This is a genomic window from Microbacterium sp. LMX7-1.2 (assembly GCF_040675935.1).
Classification (GTDB): domain Bacteria; phylum Actinomycetota; class Actinomycetes; order Actinomycetales; family Microbacteriaceae; genus Microbacterium.
Genome location: NZ_JBEGIL010000001.1, coordinates 2,167,146 through 2,184,848, shown reverse-complemented (window position 1 = coordinate 2,184,848; position 17,703 = coordinate 2,167,146). Strand labels below are relative to the sequence as shown.

Here is a 17,703-nt window from a genome sequence, read left to right as displayed (position 1 = left end):
CCTCACCGACTACTTTCCGAGCGCGCACGCGAGCGCCGCACGCCCGAGACCACCCCAGATCGTTCCGCTCGCGAAGGCGGCGACGATCTGAGGCCCGTTGAGACCGAGCCCGAGCAGGCATCGGAATACCCAAGGCGCGATGAAGATCGGGTCCGCGACGACCGGATATGCGACGTCAGATCCGATATGGGTGACGACCTGGGTCAGTACGTTCTCCGATACGTCGTACGACGTAGGAACGTGCGCACCATTGGCATCTCTCGCCCAAGCCTGCGATACGACGAACGCCGTGGAGCCGTCCGGATCGATGACCTGAGCGCCTCCATCCACGAGCTCCAGAACCTGTCCTGGCTCGAGCGACAGTTCGTAGGAGCAGCGTGTCGGAGAGTTTGCGCCATTGACGATCGTGAGGAGCTGTAAGCCTGCGGTGCTGATGACCGCCGCGTTCGAGCTTTGTGCCCCGGTGTAGACGATGGCTCCTTCGTCCAGTTGCACAGCCTCCTCGGCGTGCCGCGCATACGGAAGGTGAATCGAGAGCGTCTCATCCGACCAACCGGTGAGATGCAGGGCGTCACCCGGATCGATCGGTAGTTCAACCGCGCCCGCCCCCGTGTCCACCTGCACGCCGACCACGGGCTTGTCAGCTGCCTCGTTGATCGTCGAGAGAATCAGGCGAGGCTCAATGGCTTCGACGTTTTCCAGTGCGGCGGCTGCGGCGTCCGCCGTCGAGTTCGCCCCGGCGACGCTCCTTTGGTCGCTCTTCAGGGTCGACGCGGGCTGGGCGGACGGGGGGACGACCATCGCCAAGACGAGCATTGTGATCGGGAGGGCTGATTGCGAGAAGCGCCTGGGTTTCATCGAATCTCCTGTCGGTCAGTAGCGCCCACGGTAAAGGGAAAGGATTCGCTCGCATGCGATATGCCGATACAGACCAGATGGGGCCCCACGGGTCCGAATCCGCACCTCGCGGACGGTCTCACGGCGGGACCTTGAGCCTGCGAGCATCGAGGAGAATGGATGCCGTGGCCGTGCCTCTCTCCGATCTGACCCAGATGCCCGAACCGCAGCAGGTGTACGCCGCCGACGGCACCCGCCTCGCGACCTACACGTGGGGCGAGCTCGACGATCCCGTCGTGGTCGTCGTGCACGGCTTCGCGTCGAGCGCCCGCGACACCTGGGTGCTCACAGGCTGGGTGCGGCAGCTGACCCAGGCCGGCTATCGTGTGCTCGCCCTCGACCAGCGCGGCCACGGGCTGAGCGAGAAGCCGCATCAGGCCGATCAGTACGGCATCCGCACCCTCGCGACCGACGTCGAGACCGTCATGGACGCCTACCTCGTCGACGACGCGTTCTATCTCGGCTATTCGCTCGGCGCCCGCGTGGGCTGGGAGGTCGTGCGCGATCTTCCGCAGCGGATCGGTCGGGCGGTGCTGGGCGGCGTGCCCGACGGCATCCCCCTCGCCCGCCTCGATCTCGACCAGGTGCGCGGGTATCTCGAGGACGGCACACCTGTCGCCGATCCGACGACCCAGAACTACATCACGCTGACCGAGCGCGTGCCGGGCAACGACTTGCGCGCGCTCGTGGCCCTCGCGGAGGGGCTGCGGTCGTCGCGGATGATCGATCCCGATCCGTCGAACGCCCCCGAGGCCCCGATCCTGTTCGCGACCGGGTCGAAGGACGCGATCATCGAGGGCTCGCGCGCACTGGCCGAGGCCGCACCGCAGGGGCGCTTCTTCGAGATCCCCGACCGCAACCATTTCAACGCCCCCGGTTCCCGCGCGTTCAAGGAGGCGGCGCTGGCGTTCCTCGCCGAGAAGTAGGCACGAAGAAGCCCCCGCCTCGGAGGACGGGGGCTTGTTCGTGTGATCAGACCGCGGGGCTCTCCCGCTTGGGCAGCACCCATCCCGCGCGCGGGAAGTGGCAGGTGTAGCCGTTGGGGTACTTGATCAGGTAGTCCTGGTGCTCCTCCTCGGCCTGCCAGAACGGCCCCTCGGGCTCGATCGTCGTGACGGCCTTGGCGGGCCACAGGCCCGAGGCGTCGACGTCGGCGATCGTGTCGCGGGCGACGGTCTCTTGCTCGGGGCTGAGCGGGAAGATCGCCGAACGGTAGCTCGACCCGATGTCGTTGCCCTGGCGGTTCAGGGTCGACGGGTCGTGGATCTGGAAGAAGAACGCGAGGATGTCGCGGTACGTCGTCTTGGTCGGGTCGAAGACGATCTCGACGGCCTCGGCGTGACCGGGGTGGTTGCGGTAGGTGGCGTGATCGTTCTGCCCGCCGGTGTAGCCGACGCGAGTGTCGAGCACGCCGGGCTGACGGCGGATGAGGTCCTCCATGCCCCAGAAGCAGCCGCCGGCGAGGACGGCGGTCTCGGTTCCGGGGGTGCGGGTGATGGTTCCGGTGTCGGTCATGACTGCTCCTCGGTGTCGGGGGTGGTGCCGGACGTGGTGGCGTCCGGGGTGGTGAAGAGGGTGCTGTAGCGACCGTACCCCTCTTCCTCGAGCCGGTCGGCCGGGATGAAGCGCAGGGCGGCGGAGTTCATGCAGTAGCGCAGGCCTCCCTCAGCCCGCGGTCCGTCGTCGAAGACGTGTCCGAGGTGGCTGTCGGCTCCGGTCGATCGGGCTTCGGTGCGGGTCATCCAGAGTGTGCGATCGGTGCGGGTCGTGACGGCCTCGGCGTCGATCGGGCGGGTGAAGCTCGGCCATCCGGTGCCGCTGTCGAACTTGTCCGTGGACGAGAACAGCGGCTGGCCCGAGACGACGTCGACGTAGATGCCGTCGTCGTGGTTGTTCCAGTAGGCGTTGCGGAAGGGCGGTTCGGTGGCGTCCTGCTGCGTCACCTCGTACTGCAGGTTGGTGAGGTCGCTGACCGCCTCGGTGGTCTTGCGGTAGTCGTTCGACATGATCCGTCTCCTTGTCCGACGCGGCTGGCTGCGGCGTCATAGAGGAGAACAGAGGGGATGCCGGATTTGGTCCCGCTCCGCTGGGAACGGGCTGTGAGTTTCGGCGGACTCGATAGAGTGTCTCGTCTGCAGACAGCTGGTCTGCACTTTCACTCCGGGGGAGAACGCACATGTCGGTGGGACTGCTCGCGGTCGTCGATGACATCCTCAGCGCGGCGATGAAGGCCTCGGCGAAGGCGGCGGGGGTCGTGATCGACGACGCCGCCGTGACGCCCCAGTACGTGCAGGGCATCACTCCGGCGCGGGAGCTGCCGGTGGTGGCGAAGATCGCGCTCGGCTCGCTGGCGAACAAGTTCATCATCATCATCCCGATCGCGCTGCTGCTCACGGCTTTCGCGCCGTGGGTGCTGCCGTTCCTGCTGATCCTCGGCGGAGCGTACCTGTGCTTCGAGGGTGCGGAGAAGGTGCTCGAGTGGTTCGGCGTGCAGCACGGCCATGCCGATGAGGGTGCGCGCGACGAGCGGAAGCTCGTGTTCGGCGCGGTGCGGACGGACCTGATCCTCTCGACCGAGATCATGCTCATCTCGCTGGCGAATCTCGAGGCGGGCCTCGACATCTGGACGACGCTCGCGATCCTGGCGGTGATCGCGCTCCTGATGACGGGTGTCGTGTATGGCGCGGTGGCGCTGCTGGTGAAGATCGACGACATCGGGTTGAAGATGGCGAAGAGCCCCGAGCGTCGCGTGCGCCACACGGGGACGCGCATCGTGCGGTCGATGCCGGCGGTGTTCCGCTTCATCAGCATCCTCGGTACCGTCGCGATGCTGTGGGTCGGCGGTCATCTGCTGCTCGTGAACCTCGGCGAGGTGGGTGTGCATTTCGGCGCAGACATCCTGCATGCGATCGAGCACGCCCTGGAGCCGGCGGGCGGGTTCATCGTCTGGATCGGCGACACGCTGTTCTCGGCGATCGCCGGACTCGTCGCGGGTCTCGTGATCGTCGGGGTGGTGCTCGGCATCGCGAAGCTGTTCGGCACGAAGCCGAGCTTCCACGAGGGCGAGGAATCCCCCGCCGACGTGCACGTGTGATCTGAGCCCACGGCGTCGGCCCGGATGCCCGTATGCCCGTACACCCCGCGGCACGCGTGCGCGCCGGATCCTGCCTGCACGACTGTCGCGCGCGGGTAACCCGCGGCTTCGCACCTCCTGCGTTCAGGCGGCGATGTCGTAGCGCGCTCGTCCGCCAAGGCGTGGGGTGCGGGTGGGGTCGACGGACGCCGGTGGGATCAACCACACCCGCGCGGCCACCCCTCTGCCCTCGATGCGGATGTCCCATCCGTTGTCGTGTATGCGGTGGTGACACGATTCGCACAGCAGTACCCCGTTGTCGAGGTCTGTCGGTCCGGTGTCGCGGTGCCACCATCGCAGGTGGTGGGCTTTGGTCATCTGGGGTGGGAGCCCGCACATCACGCATCCGCCATCACGCTCCACGAGCGCCAGGCGCTGCGCCCGGGTGAACAGCCGCTTCTCGCGGCCCCAGTCCAGGATCTCGCCCGCCGAGTCGAGCACGACCGGGATCACCCCGCCACTCGCCGCCATCCGCCGGCAGGTGGTGATGCTCACGGGCTGGTCGGTGCCGTCGATCGTCGCGACGCCGGTGCCGGTCGTGAGGTCGTCCAGAGACACGCGCACGATCACGGTCGCTCCGCTCGATGGAAGGTGGCCCGCTCCGCACGACACGGCGTGCTCGCAGAGAGCCGTGAGCGCGTCGGCCTGGATCATCGCCACACTGCGGTGATCCGCGTCCGGAGCATCCGGGGCCGGCGCATCCTGACGGGCTTGGAACGTCGCCGCCACGAACGCGTGAATCGCCGCCTTTATCGGCGCCCCCGACGCCACGTCCGTCTGCAAGGTCAGGTGCAACGACCCATCACGCTCGAACATCGTCAACGACCGCCGTCCCCGCGCCTCTTCCTCCCGCGGGGCGACTCCGTCTGGATCCAACCACGCCTCCGCCCGCACGACGAGCTTGCGGACATCGTCCAACGACAGCCCCACCGCCCGGGACACCAACCGCTGCTCCGCCTCCGCGACCCGCTCAAGATCCGCTTTCAGGCGCGCCCGGTCCAACACCGCGACGATCACGCCGGCAGCTGCCGCACTCAGATCCCCCGCCGACAGGGCCTCCTGCACCACCGGATACCGAGACGGCAGAACCTCGCCGAGCAGATTCGCCCGCGGAGCCGTCGCCTCCCCCACCGTCACCAACCGCGCGGCATCACCCTTCGAGCCCCCGGTCGTCGCCGCGATCAACGCCGCCGGCGACCGGAACCCCCGCTCCTTCGCCAGACCACCCGACCCCAGCTCCGGCCGAGACTCCCGCGCGATCCCCGCCGCGACCTCCGCATGCAGACCATCCAACCGACGCTGCAGCACACCTACGGCATCGTGCGCGGCCAGGAGCTGTGACCGCGAGAGATCAGTGCCGTTCGCGGCATCACCCCACGCACCCTCAAGGCACTGAACGGCCTCCAGAAGGGGGAAAAGATGCGGATTCGACATACCCCCAGTCTAGAACAAACCTTCGAAACTCGAAACGGAATGCCAATACAGAGCGCACCACCCGAGCTCGTCACGCACCCCGGTGATCCTCACTCCGCAACCACTCGTCGAATGTGATCCGTCCCCGCACGGCATCCGCACCTCCGCGCAACGATCCCGATGCCAGCCCGCGCCCGTACACTCCCGGCAACCGCACCTCCACCACCGGACGCCGCACTCCGTCGAAAGCCAGCTGCCGCCGCGCCACGTCGGCCAGCACCTCATCGCGCGGTCCGACGAGGTCCGCCGCACGCCCCGCCGCACCACCCTCGGCCACCCGCACGAGATGCTCTCCGACCTCGCGCGCCGCGACCGGCCGCATGAGGATCTTCGGCAGCAGCGCGACCGGACCGCCCATGCCCGACAGCAGCTGCCTCGCGAACTCGTGGAACTGCCCCGCGCGCGCGATCGTGAACGGCACGGCACCAGCGGCGACCATCCGCTCCTGCGCGAGCTTGCCCGCGTAGTACGACGCATCGATGTCGTCGATCCCGACGATCGACAGCACGACGTGATGCCCGACCCCCGCCTCCGACTCCGCCGTGAGAAGGGTGCGCGTCGCGGTCTCGAAGAACGCGGTGGCCTTCGTCGCCGACAGGGTCGTGGCGCTGTTCGCGGCGTCGATCACAGCATCCGCGCCGACCAGCGCCCCCGCGAGTCCCTGCCCGGTGAGCAGGTCCGTTCCTCGCGACCGCGCCAGCACCACGACGTCGTGCCCGGCCCGCTCGGCAGCGGCCACGACATGACGGCCGACGACGCCTGTTCCTCCTGCGACGGCGATCCTCATCCGATTCCCTTTCCTCGGCGGGCCGCACACGGGCCCCTCACGAGGATGACGACGCAGGGCCGCGCGGTGTGAGGCCGGGCCCTCACACCGCACCCCGGGACATCGTCATATCCTGCAGAGGCGTGCACGCGGAGCGCCGGGCGCAGATAGAGAGGACCAACGTGGACGACGAGTTGAGCGACGTGTTCCGCGAACGGCGACGTCTGCTCGCTCTCGGCTACCGCATGACCGGGACCATGGCGGATGCCGAGGACATCGTGCAGGAGACGTATCTGCGGTGGTATCGCCTCGACGATGCGGAGCGCGAGGCGATCGCGAACCCGGCGGGATGGCTGACCACCGTGGCCGGCCGCGTCGCCCTCGACCTGCTCGGATCGGCCCGCCGTCGCCGCGAGCAGTACGTCGGCGAATGGCTGCCCGAACCGCTGCCCGCCGGCGTCTTCCACGGCGCCCTCCCCCGCCGCACCGCTCCCGACTCGGATGCCGATCCGCTCGACCGCGTCACGCTCGACGAGGACGTCTCGACCGCCCTGCTCGTGGTGCTCGAGGCGATGACCCCGGCCGAGCGTGTGGCGTTCGTGCTGCACGACGTGTTCGACGTGCCGTTCGACGAGATCGCGGACGCCGTGGGTCGCTCGTCCGCCGCGGTGCGCCAGCTCGCCTCCTCCGCCCGACGCCATGTGCGCGAGAACCGGGCGACAGCCGTGCCCCGCGCCGAGCACGATCGCGTCGTCCGCGCGTTCCAGGAGGCGACGCGCACGGGCGAGGTCGCGAGCCTCGTCCGCTTCCTCGCCCCCGATGTGGAACTGCGCAGCGACGGCGGCGGGGTCGTCAGCGCAGCACGCAACGTCGTGTCCGGAGCCGACAACGTCGCCCGGTTCCTGCTCGGCGTCGCGTCGAAGCATCCGGAGCTCACGATGTCCGAGCAGGCGCGCGGAGACGGTGTCGGACTCGTGTTCCGCGACGGCGCGCGGGTGCAGTCGGTCATGGACTTCCGCGTCGAGGACGGCCGCATCACGCGCCTGTGGATCATGCTGAACCCGGCCAAGCTCACGCAGTGGGCGGCGGCACCGGCATCCGAGGGCTGAGCCCAGCGACAGCAGAGTCGTGTCGTATCCTCGCACCATGTCCACCGCATCCCGCCAACTTCGGAGCGCGAAGCGCGACGCCGATCGCTGGTTCCGCGAGCAGGGTCTGCCGACGTTCGTTCCGCTGCGACGCTGGTTCACCGACCTTCCCCGGCGCGTCGCCCCGCTCGTGGTCTGGGTCGCCGTCGTCGGCTTCGTGCTCGAGGTGTTCGTGGTGGCCCTCGATGCCGTCCTCGAGGTGGCCGACGGGGACGACGACGACGACCTGGTCATCGCGATCGTGGTCCTCGCGATGTCGCTCATCGGCATCGTCGTCGCCTGGGGCGGATACCTGCTCGCCCGGTTCGTGCTGAGACGACTGACCGCACTCGTCGGCACGATCGTCGCGACCGTCATGATCGTCGTGTGCGCGGTGTGGATGGTCGTCGACGGCTACGAGTTCAGCCCCGGCGCGACGGTCGGTCCGATCCTCGAGACGCTCGGAATCCTGGCGCTGTGCGTGCTCGTGACGGGCATGGGCGGCGGAGCGCTCATCTCCTGGGCATCGCGTCTGGCGGTGCAGAACGCCGCGGCGATCGGGCACATGGCGTCGATCGCCCTGCCGGTGATCCTCATGCTCGTCGTCTTCGCGTTCTTCTCCTCCGAGGTCTGGCAGATGGCCTCGGCGCTTTCATGGGGCTCGATCGCTCTCGTCGGACTGGTGGTCGCGGCTCTCGCGACCGTCGTCGTGCTGCGCGTCAGCGCCTCCGAGATCGACGACGGATCGCAGGCGCCCACTCCCGAGCAGCGCGCCGCGCTCATCGTCGACACCCCCGCCGAGCACCGCGACGCTGGAGCCGCACCCCGTCGTCGCCTGCGCGCACCGCAGCGGTTGAACATCCTGCTCGCCATGACGTTCGCCCAGCTCGTCCAGGCGCTGTTCTTCGCCGCCCTGCTGTGCGCGCTGCTCGTCGTGATCGGCAGCATCGCGGTGCCGATCGGGATCGTCGAGCTCTGGGTCGGCACCGGCAACGCCACTCAGCCGCTCGCGGTCGAACCGTGGCGCATCGGCGACACGACCCTGCCGATCACCGTGAACCTGCTCAAGGCGACCACCCTGCTGTCGCTCATCGCCACGCTGCCCTTCGTGTTCTCCGCCGTGAGCGAGGCCCGCTACCGCGAGCGGTTCTTCGATCCGATCATGGCCGACATGCGACGGGCGATCGTCGTGCGCGACGTCCTCGGCTCCGCTCGATAGGCAGGATGCCGTGAGCACCAGCACCCCGGCATCCTGCTAGCGTCGTCCCTGCGCACCCGAGCGCGGACGCAGGAGACCCGATGAGCGACCCCCACATCCGGGATGCCGAGGAGACCGACCTCGAGCAGATCACGGCGATCCACAACGACGCCGTCGTGCACACGACGGCGATCTGGAACGAGGAGGCCGTCGACGTCGCCGACCGCTCCGCCTGGCTGGCGGCCCGGCGCGAGCGGGGTTTCCCGGTGATCGTCGCGACCGATGAGACGGGCGTGGTCGGATACGCGTCGTTCGGCGACTGGCGCCCGCACAGCGGGTACCGCCACACGGTCGAGCATTCCGTGTACGTGCGGGGCGACCAGCGCGGCCGCGGGATCGGACGGCTGCTGATGGTCGAGCTCATCGACCGCGCGCGCCGCCTCGGCATCCATGTGATGGTCGGCGCGGTCGAGAGCGGCAACCTCCCGTCGATCGTGCTGCACAAGCGTCTCGACTTCCTTCAGGTGGGACGGATGCCGCAGGTCGGCGCCAAGTTCGGCCGTTGGCTCGACCTCACGTTCCTGCAGCTGGTGCTCGACGACCGGCCGTTCCCGCCCGAGCTGCCCGCTCCTGCGGAGGACGCCCGGTGAACCTCCTTCTCTGGCTCGTCGACGCATTCAACTCGCAGTGGCAGCTTCCCGGCGGCCAGACGCTGCTGGTGCGCGAGGTCGTCGGCAACGCCTTCGGTCTGGCCAGCGCCCTGGGCGGCATGCGCCGCAAGGTGTGGGCGTGGCCGGTCGGCATCATCGGCAACGTGCTGCTGCTCACGGTGTTCCTCGGCACGATCCTGAACCCCGATCACGAGCTGCCGCACCTGCTCGGCCAGGCAGGGCGACAGATCATGTTCATCGCGGTCGCGATCTACGGCTGGATCCGGTGGAAGCAGGCGTCGAGCGACGACGGTCGGGTGACTCCCCGGTGGGCGCCGACCAGCGCCCGGATCGGCCTCGTGCTCGTCCTCGTGATCGGCACGGTGGCGCTCACACCCCTGTTCCGCATGCTCGGCTCGTACGAGCCCGTGTGGGCGGATGCGTGGACCTTCGTCGGCTCGTTGCTCGCCACCTACGGCATGGCGAAGGGCTGGACCGAGTTCTGGCTCATCTGGATCGCGGTCGACGTCGTCGGGGTGCCGCTGCTCTTCGCCGCCGGCTTCTACGCGACCGGGTTCATGTACGTGTTCTACGGCGTCTTCACGGCCGTGGGATTCGTGGTCTGGTGCCGTGCGCAGGCGAACGCGAAACCCCAGGTCGACACGCTCATGCCCGATCCGCGTCCCGTCACGCAGCCGATCCGCACCGGCCGACGCCGCCGCTGAGTCCCGCGCCCCGGGGGCCGACACGCCAGATGTCGGACCGATCCGGCGAAAGGGCCCGGCATCTGACGTGTCGGCCACCATCCTGAAGCCCGGAATGTGTCGTCGTGTGTCGCCGGCAGTGGCCGGAACACGGGTCGACAGGGTCTTCTAGACGGCATGACCCGTCAGATCCGCTTCAACGCCTTCGACATGAACTGCGTCGCCCACCAGTCGTCCGGCCTGTGGCGGCACCCCGACGACCGCTCGCGCCAGTACAACACGATCTCGTACTGGACCGACCTCGCGAAGCTGCTGGAGAGCGCGACCTTCGACGGCATCTTCATCGCCGACGTGCTCGGCACTTACGACGTGTACGGCGGTACGAACGAGGCCGCGATCCGCAACGGCGCCCAGGTGCCCGTGAACGACCCGATCCTGCTCGTGAGCGCCATGGCGGCCGTGACCGAGCACCTCGGCTTCGGGGTCACGGCGGGCACCGCGTTCGAGCATCCCTATCCGTTCGCGCGTCGCCTGAGCACGCTCGACCACCTCACGCAAGGCCGCGTCGGCTGGAACGTCGTGACCGGCTACCTGCCCAGCGCCGCGCGCAACATGGGCCAGACCGACCAGCTCGCGCACGACGACCGCTACGACCACGCCGACGAGTACGTCGAGGTGCTGTACAAGCTGTGGGAGGGGTCGTGGGAGGACGACGCCGTGGTCGAGGACCGCGAACGCGGCATCTTCACCGACCCGTCGAAGGTGCACCCGATCGGCCACGAGGGGAAGCACTTCAGCGTCCCCGGCATCCACATCTCCGAGCCCTCGCCGCAGCGAACGCCGGTGATCTACCAGGCGGGCGCGAGCCCCCGCGGGGTGAAGTTCGCGGCGGAGAACGCCGAGGCGATCTTCGTCGCCGCCCCCTCGAAGGAGGTGCTGGCGGGCACCGTGAAGCGCATCCGCGACGCCCTCGAGGCCGCCGGCCGCGACCGCTACGACGCTCGCATCTACACGCTGCTCACGGTGATCACCGGAGCGACGAGCGAGGATGCCGCGGCGAAGCACGCCGAGTACCTGTCGTACGCGAGCCCGGAGGGCGCGTTGACGTTCATGTCCGGCTGGATGGGTGTCGACCTGTCGCAGTACGAGGAGGACGAGCCGGTGGGGAACGTCGAGTCGAACGCGATCCAGTCGGTGCTGCAGCATCTCAAGGAGGAGGCGGACCTCGGCCGCGAGTGGACCGTCGGCGACTTCGGCCGCCACAACGCGATCGGCGGCCTCGGCCCCACGATCGTCGGCTCGGGCGAGGAGATCGCCGACGAGCTGCAGTCCTGGGTCGAGGAGACCGACATCGACGGCTTCAACCTCGCCTACGCCGTCACGCCGGGCACCTGGCAGGACGTCATCGAGCACGTCATCCCGGTGCTTCGTGAGCGCGGCGCCTACCCCGAGGAGTACACGCCCGGCACGCTGCGCCACAAGCTCCACGGCAAGGGCGACCGCGTGCAGGACTCCCACCGCGCTGCCCGGTACCGGGTGGCGGCGCAGACGCCGGTCGCCTGAGAGATCGGTCACCGGCATCCATCCGCGCGGGCACAGCTTCGGAGCGGATGCCGCGACACGCCGTGCAGGAGTCGGTGCGCGCGGCGTGTCGGGACCGGGCTCCGAAGTCGTGCCCGGCGCTGCGCCGAGTCGCCCGATGTCCGGAATCGGAGGGATGCTGGCGGTCGGGACGCTCGTGGGATCTTCGACGCCGAGCGAGACTGACGCCATGCGCATCGCCGACTTCCCCGTGCCCGACACCGCCGCCGCCCGCGGGGCGCTCACCCTCGCTCAGGAGTACCACTCGCCGACGATCGTGAACCACGTCACGCGGTCGTGGCTGTGGGCGGAGGCGTTCGCTCAGGTCGAGGGCCGCCGTGATGTCGACCACGAGCTGCTCTACGTGTCTGCGCTCCTGCACGACATCGGCCTCGCCCCCGAGTTCGACAACCACACCCTCGCGTACGAGCACGCGGGCGGGCATGTCGGCATCGCGCTGACCGCGGGGGCCGGGTGGGATGCGGCGCGGCGGCACCGTGTGCTCGACGTGATCGTCGCACACAACCTGCCGAGTGTCGACCCCGCGGAGGATGCCGAGGGGTACCTGCTCGAGATCGCGACGGGCCTCGACATCTCGGGCGCGCGGCCCGACGTTCTGCCCGAGGACTTCCGCCGCGAGGTCCTCGACGCCTACCCGCGCCTCGAGCTCGCGCAGGAGTTCGGCACCGCGGTCGTCGACCAGGCCGAGCGCAAGCCGTCGAGCGCCGCGTGCCGCCTCGTCGACGGCGGGGTCGAGCGAAAGCTCCGCGACAACCCGCTCGAGTCCCTCGTCTGACGTCAGCGGCACCACCACGAGAGATGGAAAACGCCTCGGAGAATCGGGATTCGGAGGCGTATTCCATCTTTCGACACCGTTCGTGACGGGAAAAGCCCTGGTGGGCGCAGCACGTTAAGCATTTCGTTATCTCACTATGCGAAGTCGAACTTTCGACTTATGTGACCGGTCGACATAATCGATCACGAAGGGTCACACCCACCACCCGACCTTCACCCCCCGACGAGCAACGGAGCCGTCGATGACGACGCTCCGTGATTCGTGACACCTCGAGCGATGGCGCCCGTGCGCGCCATGGAAGGACTTCGTCATGCCCGCATCTCCGCACCTCCGTCGTCCCACACGCACCTCCGCCCGTTGGATCGGCGCCGTCGCCTTCGGCGCAGCATCCGTCCTCGTCCTCGCCGGCTGCGGCGGCTCCGGTGATGCCGGCGACTCCGGAGGCGAGGGCGGCGCGCAGACCCTGACGTTCGGTCTCTCCGCGGATCCCGCGACCCCCATCACCGGCATGCAGCAGGGCGGCGCGGTCAACCAGTTGCTCACGATGGTGCACCGCGGCCTCATGACCTACGACGAGACCGGGGCGGTCGTGCCGGGTGTGGCCGAGTCGGTCGACACCAGCGATCCCACGAGCTACGTGTTCACGCTGCGTCCCAACCTGACCTTCAGCGACGACTCCCCGCTCACCTCCGAGAACGTCAAGAACTCCCTCGACTACTACCGCGACCCGGCGAACGGCTCGCAGCTCGCCGCCGGCCTCAAGGACATCACCGACATCACCGCCGACGGCGACACCGTGACGATCACGCTCGCCCAGCCGAACACCGCGTTCCTGCAGTACCTCGCGCTGCCGTTCGCGGCGATTGTGCCCGACGCCTCGCTCAACCCCGACACCCCCAACTGGGTCGGCGCCGGTCCCTTCGAGATGACGAACCTCGACCAGGGCATCGGGCTCACGGTCGAGAAGAACGACGCCTACTACGACGCCGACGAGGTCTCCCTCGACAGCATCGAGGTGAAGTTCTACCCCGACGGCGAAGCCCGCACGAACGCACTGCTCAGCGGCGACGTCGACATGATCGAGTACGTGCCGTGGGAGAACTTCCAGCGGGTCGCGGATGCCGGGCTCACGGTCGATGCGCAGCAGGGACCGTTCCAGTACGTGCAGTTCAACGTGACGGACGGCCCGTTCGCCGACCCGAAGGTGCGCCAGGCCGTGGCGTACGCGCTCAACCGCGAGAACGCGGTGACCGCGGCGTTCCAGAGCAACGGCGCCCCGCTCGACGGGATCGTCATCCCCGAGGACGACCCCGCATACGACCCGAAGGCCGGGGAGCTGTGGAGCTACGACCCCGAGAAGGCCAAGGAGCTGCTCGCGGATGCCGGCTACCCGGACGGCTTCTCCGCCACGCTGCTGTCGACCTCGCAGTACACCTTCCTGCAGGACAACGCGCTGTCGGTGCAGGAGGACCTCCGCGCGGTCGGCATCGACGTCACGCTCGACGCCCCCGACTGGTCGACGCGCGTCAGCAAGGGCAACGCGGGCGAGTACGACCTCGCCGTCTCGGGTGACGCGGGCGTCATCACCGACCCGTCCTACCTGCTGAACTGGGTGGTCGACAGCCGCAACTTCAACGTCGGCTGGGGCTACTCCAACGACACGCTGCGCGGACTCATCGAAGAGGGACTCCGCGCCGCCGACGACGACGCCGGCAAGAAGGCGATCTACGAGGAGATCGCCGACATCTGGGCCGAGGACGTGCCGTTCGCCTCGATCAACACCCGTGAGCAGGCCTACGCCTACAGCGACAAGGTGAAGGGCTTCGAGACCCTTCCCGGGTTCCTCGTGTTCTACAGCTCGCTGAACCTCGCACACGCCTCCGTGGAGTGACCCTGCCGTGATCCTCTTCATCGCGAAGCGGCTGGCGATGGGGGTGGGACTGGTCCTGCTGGTCCTCACCCTCATCTTCTCCGCACTGCAACTCGTTCCGGGCGACCCCGCCGTGCTGCTGCTCAGCACGGGCGACGGCGGGGCGCCCAGCCCGGAGGCCGTCGCGGCGCTCCGTGAGCAGCTGGGGCTCAACCAGCCGCTGCTCACCCAGTACTTCTCGTTCCTCGGCGGCGTCTTCACCGGCGACCTGGGCGAGTCGTTCCGCACCTCGCAGCCCGTGCTCGAGGCGATCGGCGCCCGACTCCCCCGCACGCTCCTCCTCGTGGCCTACGCGACGATCCTCTCGATCGTCATCGGCGTCGCGATGGGAGCCCTCGCGGCCCGACGCGGCGGCTGGGTCGACACGCTCGTGACCGCGCTCAGCTCGATCGGCGTGGCCCTGCCCGTGTTCGTGTTCGGCGCCGTGCTGATCCTCGTGTTCTCGATCACGCTCGGCCTCTTCCCGGCCGGCGGCTACGTCGATCCCTCGAAGGACTTCCTCGGGGCGATCAAGAGCCTCACGCTTCCGGCGATCTCGCTCGCGGTCGGCTTCGCGGCGCAGATCGCCCGCATGACCAGGTCGGCCGTGCTCGAGGTGCAGACGCAGGACTGGGTGCGCACCGCCAAGTCCATCGGCCTGGCCCCGATGACGGTGTTCCGCCGCCATGTGCTGCGCAACTCCCTGACCCCGGTGGTCACGGTCGTCGGCATCGGCTTCGGCACCCTGCTCGGATCGACGGTGCTCGTGGAGCGGGTGTTCAACTACCCGGGCCTCTCGAGCCTCCTCGTCGACGGCGTCACGACCCGCGACTACCCGGTCGTGCAGGGCGTCGTGATCGTGATCGCGATGCTCTTCATCGCGATCAACATCGTCGTCGACATCATCTACGGAATCCTCGACCCCCGAGTGAGGCGAGCATGAAACTCAGCCCCCGCCTCCGTCAGGCGATCACCCCGCTGCGCACCGTCATGGTGGTGTACCTCGTCGTGATCCTCGTGCTCATGGCGTTCGCACCTCTGCTCGCGCCCTACGACCCGATCGCGCAGAACGTGGCGATCCGCCTGCAGCCGATGTTCAGCCCCGGACATCTGCTGGGCACCGACGAGCTCGGCCGCGACATCCTCTCGCGCATCATGTTCGGCGCGCAGGTCGAGCTGTTCATCGCCCTCGGCGCCACAGTGCTCGCGACGGTTCTCGGCACGCTCCTCGGCCTGCTCGGCGCGTACTTCAACGGCCTCACCGAGGTCGTCACGATGCGTCTGATCGTCGACGTGATCCTCGCGTTCCCGCCCATCGTGCTCGCGCTCCTCGCGGTCACGCTGTACGGTCCGGGGCCGGTCACCCTCATCATCGCGATGGGTGTGCTGTTCGCGCCGATCTTCGCCCGCATCACCTACGGGCAGGTGCTGTCGACCAAGCGCGAGGAGTACGTCGATGCAGCGCGCACCTTCGGCGCCCCGACCGTCGTGATCCTGTTCCGCACGGTGCTCGCGAACGTCTCCGCGCCGATCATCGTGCAGTTCTCGCTCACGATGGCGGCCGCGATCCTCATGGAATCCGGGCTCAGCTACCTGGGCCTCGGCGTCGTCCCGCCCACGCCGTCCTGGGGCTCGATGGTCGCGGCCGGCCAGCGGTACCTCACGACCGATCCGCACGTGCTGCTCGTTCCCGGCGCGGTCATCGTGCTGACGATCCTCGCGTTCGGCATCCTCGGCGACGCCCTCCGCGACCTCCTTGACCCGAAAGCGAAGAAGCGCTCATGAACGAACCGCTGCTGCAGGTCGACGGCCTGTCCGTCGAGTTCGCCACCCCGGACGGCTGGCGTCAGGTCACCTACGACGTGTCGTTCAGCGTCGATCGGCGCAAGACTCTCGCGCTCGTCGGCGAGTCCGGGTCGGGCAAGTCGGTCACCGCGATGTCGATCCTCGACCTCCTGCCGCCGAACGCGCGCCGCACCGGCCGCATCCTGTTCGACGGCGTCGACCTCGTGCCTATGCGCGACAAGGGGCTGCGGCCGCTGAGAGGATCCCGCATCGCGACGATCTTCCAGGAGCCGATGACCGCTCTGAACCCCGTGTACACGATCGGCCACCAGCTGATCGAGGCGCTCACGAGCCACCACGACCTCGATTACAAGGTGGCGCGCGAGCGCGCGGTGCAGCTGCTGCGCGACGTGCACATGCCGGCCCCCGAGGAGAAGGTCGACCACTATCCCCATCAGCTCTCGGGCGGTCAGCGCCAGCGCGCCATGATCGCGATGGCGATCTCGTCCGAGCCGGACCTGCTCATCGCGGACGAGCCCACCACGGCGCTCGACGTCACGGTGCAGGCCGAGATCCTCGACCTGATCGCCGAGATCCAGGAGCGGATGGGCATGGCCGTGCTCATCATCACGCACGACATGGGCGTGGTCGCCGACGTCGCCGACGAGGTCGTCGTGATGAAGGACGGTCGCGTCGTGGAGGAGGCCCCGTCGGCCGAGCTGTTCAAGACCCCGAAGGAGCCGTACACGCAGGCGCTGCTCGCCGCGGTCCCGCACCTGGGCAAGGCCGACGATTTCCTGTCGGCCGCGAACAACAAGCTCCGCATCGACGGCGTCACGGCCACGACGCCCCTGCCCGAGACGGTGCTGCGGCTGCAGGAGGCCGTGATCCGCTACCCCGGACGCTGGCGGCGCCCCGGTTTCCAGGCCATCAACGGCATCGACCTCGAGGTGCAGCGCGGCGAGATCGTCGGCCTGGTCGGCGAGTCCGGATCGGGCAAGTCGACGATCGGCAAGGCCGCGATCGGTCTGCTGCCGGTGACCGAGGGCACGCTCGAGGTCCGCGGCGAGCGCATCACCGGCCGACCGGGTCGTGCACTGCGGCAGCTGCGGCGCCACGTCACGATGGTGTTCCAGGACCCGGCATCCTCGCTCAATCCCCGCCGCACGATCGGACAGGCGATCTCGGACCCGCTGCTGTGGCAGGGGCTCGTGCGCGATCCCCGGGCGCGGCGGGCGCGCGCGAAGGAGCTGCTCGAGCGCGTGCAGCTCAACCCCGACTGGTCGGACCGCTACCCGCACGAGCTCTCCGGCGGGCAGCGTCAGCGCATCGGCATCGCCCGCGCGATCGCGACCGATCCGGTGCTGATGATCGCCGACGAGCCGACCTCGGCGCTCGACGTGTCGGTGCAGGCGCAGGTGCTCGACCTGTTCCTGGCCCTGCAACGGGAGCTCGGCTTCTCGTGCCTGTTCATCAGCCACGACCTCTCGGTCGTCGAGACCCTGTCGAACCGCGTGGTGGTGCTGCGGCACGGCGACGTGGTCGAGGAAGGGCCGACCGAGGAGGTGCTGCACCACCCGACGGACGAGTACACGAAGCGGCTGATCGCGGCCGCCCCTGTGCCCGACCCCGAGATCCAGCGGGTGCGACGCGCAGAGCGCCTCGCCCTGAGGAGGGGCTAGCC

The 17,703-nt window shown here is 68.8% G+C and carries 17 protein-coding genes; 12 read left to right on the top strand and 5 right to left on the bottom strand.

Annotated features, from left to right (window positions below; genetic code table 11):
- Window positions 1-9 precede the first annotated feature (9 nt).
- The gene (locus tag MRBLMX7_RS10630) at window positions 10-807 is read right to left on the bottom strand and encodes a hypothetical protein (RefSeq protein ID WP_363368319.1); all 798 of its coding nucleotides are present in this window, start codon (window positions 805-807) and stop codon (window positions 10-12) included.
- Window positions 808-1,013: 206 nt separating this feature from the next.
- Here MRBLMX7_RS10630 and MRBLMX7_RS10625 point away from each other — a divergent pair, with 206 nt between their 5' ends.
- Window positions 1,014-1,823, top strand: a complete 810-nt coding sequence (locus MRBLMX7_RS10625) for an alpha/beta fold hydrolase (protein WP_414685092.1) — start codon at window positions 1,014-1,016, stop codon at window positions 1,821-1,823.
- Window positions 1,824-1,869: 46 nt separating this feature from the next.
- Here the strand turns inward: MRBLMX7_RS10625 and msrA are convergent, their stop codons facing one another.
- Complete coding sequence (gene msrA / locus MRBLMX7_RS10620; RefSeq protein ID WP_363368316.1) at window positions 1,870-2,412, bottom strand: peptide-methionine (S)-S-oxide reductase MsrA; 543 nt, start codon at window positions 2,410-2,412, stop codon at window positions 1,870-1,872.
- Window positions 2,409-2,903, bottom strand: a complete 495-nt coding sequence (msrB, locus tag MRBLMX7_RS10615) for a peptide-methionine (R)-S-oxide reductase MsrB (RefSeq protein WP_363368314.1) — start codon at window positions 2,901-2,903, stop codon at window positions 2,409-2,411. The genes msrA and msrB overlap by 4 nt, the downstream gene beginning before the upstream one ends.
- Window positions 2,904-3,073: 170 nt before the next feature.
- On the opposite strand from msrB, the gene MRBLMX7_RS10610 reads away from it, so the two are divergent.
- Complete coding sequence (locus MRBLMX7_RS10610) at window positions 3,074-3,991, top strand: DUF808 family protein (RefSeq protein ID WP_363368312.1); 918 nt, start codon at window positions 3,074-3,076, stop codon at window positions 3,989-3,991.
- 123 nt (window positions 3,992-4,114) lie between these two features.
- Here MRBLMX7_RS10610 and MRBLMX7_RS10605 read toward each other — a convergent pair whose 3' ends face one another.
- Both MRBLMX7_RS10605 and MRBLMX7_RS10600 read right to left on the bottom strand, forming a co-directional pair.
- Entirely contained in the window at window positions 4,115-5,464 is a 1,350-nt protein-coding gene (locus MRBLMX7_RS10605) for an HNH endonuclease (protein WP_363368311.1), read from the bottom strand.
- Between the two features lie 70 nt (window positions 5,465-5,534).
- On the bottom strand, window positions 5,535-6,290 hold the full coding sequence (locus MRBLMX7_RS10600; RefSeq protein ID WP_363368309.1) for an SDR family oxidoreductase: 756 nt from the start codon (window positions 6,288-6,290) through the stop codon (window positions 5,535-5,537).
- A 161-nt stretch (window positions 6,291-6,451) separates the two neighbouring features.
- Here MRBLMX7_RS10600 and sigJ point away from each other — a divergent pair, with 161 nt between their 5' ends.
- The 10 genes from sigJ to MRBLMX7_RS10550 all read left to right on the top strand — a co-directional run bounded on the left by sigJ (window position 6,452) and on the right by MRBLMX7_RS10550 (window position 17,701).
- Window positions 6,452-7,378: an RNA polymerase sigma factor SigJ gene (gene sigJ, locus MRBLMX7_RS10595; protein ID WP_363368307.1), complete on the top strand. Its 927-nt coding sequence runs from the start codon at window positions 6,452-6,454 to the stop codon at window positions 7,376-7,378.
- 37 nt (window positions 7,379-7,415) lie between these two features.
- Window positions 7,416-8,615, top strand: a complete 1,200-nt coding sequence (locus MRBLMX7_RS10590) for a hypothetical protein (RefSeq protein WP_363368305.1) — start codon at window positions 7,416-7,418, stop codon at window positions 8,613-8,615.
- Window positions 8,616-8,695: 80 nt separating this feature from the next.
- Window positions 8,696-9,244 carry a GNAT family N-acetyltransferase gene (locus MRBLMX7_RS10585; protein WP_363368303.1) on the top strand — a complete coding sequence of 183 codons (549 nt, stop codon included), beginning with the start codon at window positions 8,696-8,698 and terminating at the stop codon, window positions 9,242-9,244.
- Window positions 9,241-9,969 carry a nicotinamide riboside transporter PnuC gene (gene pnuC, locus MRBLMX7_RS10580; protein WP_363368301.1) on the top strand — a complete coding sequence of 243 codons (729 nt, stop codon included), beginning with the start codon at window positions 9,241-9,243 and terminating at the stop codon, window positions 9,967-9,969. Before MRBLMX7_RS10585 ends, pnuC begins: the two co-directional genes overlap by 4 nt.
- A gap of 156 nt (window positions 9,970-10,125) precedes the next feature.
- A complete protein-coding gene (locus tag MRBLMX7_RS10575) occupies window positions 10,126-11,511 on the top strand; it encodes an LLM class flavin-dependent oxidoreductase (protein WP_363368299.1) in 1,386 nt (461 codons plus the stop codon).
- 208 nt (window positions 11,512-11,719) lie between these two features.
- Window positions 11,720-12,325 (top strand): HD domain-containing protein, encoded by a 606-nt coding sequence (locus MRBLMX7_RS10570; RefSeq protein WP_363370880.1) that lies wholly within the window; start codon window positions 11,720-11,722, stop codon window positions 12,323-12,325.
- 310 nt (window positions 12,326-12,635) lie between these two features.
- A complete protein-coding gene (locus MRBLMX7_RS10565; protein ID WP_363368297.1) occupies window positions 12,636-14,216 on the top strand; it encodes an ABC transporter substrate-binding protein in 1,581 nt (526 codons plus the stop codon).
- Window positions 14,217-14,223: 7 nt separating this feature from the next.
- A complete protein-coding gene (locus MRBLMX7_RS10560; RefSeq protein ID WP_363368295.1) occupies window positions 14,224-15,177 on the top strand; it encodes an ABC transporter permease in 954 nt (317 codons plus the stop codon).
- Entirely contained in the window at window positions 15,174-16,019 is an 846-nt protein-coding gene (locus MRBLMX7_RS10555; RefSeq protein WP_363368293.1) for an ABC transporter permease, read from the top strand. The genes MRBLMX7_RS10560 and MRBLMX7_RS10555 overlap by 4 nt, the downstream gene beginning before the upstream one ends.
- Window positions 16,016-17,701 carry an ABC transporter ATP-binding protein gene (locus tag MRBLMX7_RS10550; RefSeq protein WP_363368291.1) on the top strand — a complete coding sequence of 562 codons (1,686 nt, stop codon included), beginning with the start codon at window positions 16,016-16,018 and terminating at the stop codon, window positions 17,699-17,701. Before MRBLMX7_RS10555 ends, MRBLMX7_RS10550 begins: the two co-directional genes overlap by 4 nt.
- Window positions 17,702-17,703 lie beyond the last annotated feature (2 nt).

Bases quoted from the DNA above. Each gene is read 5' to 3' on its own strand.
- MRBLMX7_RS10625 (WP_414685092.1), top strand. From the start codon at position 1,014: ATGGATGCCGTGGCCGTGCCTCTCTCCGATCTGACCCAGATGCCCGAA.
- msrA (WP_363368316.1), bottom strand. From the start codon at position 2,412: ATGACCGACACCGGAACCATCACCCGCACCCCCGGAACCGAGACCGCC.
- msrB (WP_363368314.1), bottom strand. From the start codon at position 2,903: ATGTCGAACGACTACCGCAAGACCACCGAGGCGGTCAGCGACCTCACC.
- MRBLMX7_RS10610 (WP_363368312.1), top strand. From the start codon at position 3,074: ATGTCGGTGGGACTGCTCGCGGTCGTCGATGACATCCTCAGCGCGGCG.
- MRBLMX7_RS10605 (WP_363368311.1), bottom strand. From the start codon at position 5,464: ATGTCGAATCCGCATCTTTTCCCCCTTCTGGAGGCCGTTCAGTGCCTT.
- MRBLMX7_RS10600 (WP_363368309.1), bottom strand. From the start codon at position 6,290: ATGAGGATCGCCGTCGCAGGAGGAACAGGCGTCGTCGGCCGTCATGTC.
- MRBLMX7_RS10590 (WP_363368305.1), top strand. From the start codon at position 7,416: ATGTCCACCGCATCCCGCCAACTTCGGAGCGCGAAGCGCGACGCCGAT.
- MRBLMX7_RS10585 (WP_363368303.1), top strand. From the start codon at position 8,696: ATGAGCGACCCCCACATCCGGGATGCCGAGGAGACCGACCTCGAGCAG.
- MRBLMX7_RS10575 (WP_363368299.1), top strand. From the start codon at position 10,126: ATGACCCGTCAGATCCGCTTCAACGCCTTCGACATGAACTGCGTCGCC.
- MRBLMX7_RS10570 (WP_363370880.1), top strand. From the start codon at position 11,720: ATGCGCATCGCCGACTTCCCCGTGCCCGACACCGCCGCCGCCCGCGGG.
- MRBLMX7_RS10565 (WP_363368297.1), top strand. From the start codon at position 12,636: ATGCCCGCATCTCCGCACCTCCGTCGTCCCACACGCACCTCCGCCCGT.
- MRBLMX7_RS10555 (WP_363368293.1), top strand. From the start codon at position 15,174: ATGAAACTCAGCCCCCGCCTCCGTCAGGCGATCACCCCGCTGCGCACC.
- MRBLMX7_RS10550 (WP_363368291.1), top strand. From the start codon at position 16,016: ATGAACGAACCGCTGCTGCAGGTCGACGGCCTGTCCGTCGAGTTCGCC.